Genomic DNA, 1,614 nt, shown 5'->3' on the forward strand with positions numbered 1-1,614 from the left:
GAAACGGGCGGCGGTGCGGATCCTCACCAGGACCGCACCGCCTCGGCCGGGCATTGACCAGCCTGCGGCGACCGCTGCCCTCCCCGGGGTTCGCCGGCGGGCTCGGCGCGCTGTCAGGACGACTCGCGAACGACGAGCTCGGTACGGAGGATGACGTGGCGCCATGCCACGGAGGGCTCCTCCACTTCCTCGAGCAGCAGTCTGATCATGGCTCTGCCCATCTCCTCCACCGGCTGACGCACCGTGGTCAGGCGCGGCTCGGTGCGCTGGGCCAGCGGAAAGTCGTCGAACCCGATCACGGCGACGTCCTCCGGCATCCGCCGTCTCGGGGCCGCGCAGCGCCTGCAGCGCCCCTGCCGCCGAGGTGTCCGACGCGGCCAGGACGCCGTCGATCTCGGCATGCCGAACGAGGAGTTCCGCCATTCGCGCGGATCATGCGGGAGCGCGAGGTCGTCGGAAAAACGCGCCGGAAGTCGCGGTCGCTGACGAAGCAGGACCGCACGGCGCCGCCGGCGCCGGATCTCGTCCAGAGGGACTTCACCGCGCCGATGCCGGGCCTGAAATTCGTCGGGGACACCACCTGTTTGCCGACGGCCGAGGGATGGCTGTACCTGGCGACGATGATCGACCTGTGCACACGTGAGGTCGTAGGCTGGTCGATGGCCGACCACATGCGTACGGAACTCGTCGCAGACGCGATTCGGATGGCGCATACGGGCGGGCATACGGCTGGCAACGCCATCTTTCACCCGGATCGCGGGCCGCAAGGCGCCTCTCACCAATTCCGCGCTCTTCTGGGCGAGTTGGATATCCGGCAGAGCACCGGGCATACCAGTTCGGGTTTCGACAACGCCGCTGCGGAAAGCTTCTTCGCCGTCCTGAAAGCGGAGATCGGTACCACGGTGGGAGACCCGCGCACAGGCTCGGCAGGACGTGTTCCGGTGGATCGCCGAACATTACAACCGGGAGCACATCCACTCGACCATCGGCTACATCAGGCCGTACCAGGCAAGGACCCACTGTCACCAACGGCTGGACCTCGCCGCACAAAACGGAAGTGTCGGGACCCGAGGGGTCACTTCAACCATGAGCGCCGCCGGGATCACCCGCACCGAAGAAGACCTCGCCCACCTCGCCTGGCGTCCGTGCGTCCACGGCGGGCCGGGCACGGTACCCGGCCCGCCGCAGGCTTCACTGCGACCGGTGGTCAGCGCAGGCGCACTGGCATTGAGGCGGTCAGGTCGTCGACGCTGGAGCCGACGTGGAGTGTGAACTCTCCCGGTTCGTAAGCCCACGCGCCCTCGTCCTCGTCCCAGTGTGCGAAGGCACGCGCCGGGACGGTGATCTTCATGGTCTCCGTGGCGCCCGGGGCGAGGCGGACCACCTCGTGGCCGATCAGCCACCGCGCCGGGCGGTCGACGGCCGTGTGTGCGCGCGACGCGTAGACCTGGACGACGTGTTTGCCCGCGCGGCCGCCGGTGTTGGCTACCTCGGCGCGGACCTCCACCGCGCCTTCGGAGCCGACTTCCGGGGTGGCTGACCTCGACGGGAGGGTGGTGGCGCAGCGGCGCGCCGAACTGGACCTCGGGGCGGGGGCGGCGGCCGTGGTGGGGG

At 69.6% G+C, this 1,614-nt stretch carries 2 protein-coding genes and 1 pseudogene; 1 reads left to right on the top strand and 2 read right to left on the bottom strand.

Translation table 11 applies throughout. The features are described 5' to 3' along the window. Window positions 1-113: 113 nt before the first annotated feature. A pseudogene (locus tag ABZ646_RS46260) lies at window positions 114-423 on the bottom strand (substrate-binding domain-containing protein); the annotation flags it as partial. A gap of 125 nt (window positions 424-548) precedes the next feature. Between ABZ646_RS46260 and ABZ646_RS46265 the strand changes: the two are divergent. Then, a complete protein-coding gene (locus tag ABZ646_RS46265; RefSeq protein ID WP_360533712.1) occupies window positions 549-1,289 on the top strand; it encodes a DDE-type integrase/transposase/recombinase in 741 nt (246 codons plus the stop codon). Here the strand turns inward: ABZ646_RS46265 and ABZ646_RS46270 are convergent. Continuing rightward, window positions 1,208-1,614 (bottom strand): fibronectin type III-like domain-contianing protein (locus tag ABZ646_RS46270; RefSeq protein WP_360533709.1); only part of this gene is annotated, 407 nt, incomplete at its 5' end. The genes ABZ646_RS46265 and ABZ646_RS46270 overlap by 82 nt on opposite strands.

Source organism: Streptomyces sp. NPDC007162 (genome assembly GCF_040634175.1).
Lineage (GTDB): Bacteria > Actinomycetota > Actinomycetes > Streptomycetales > Streptomycetaceae > Streptomyces.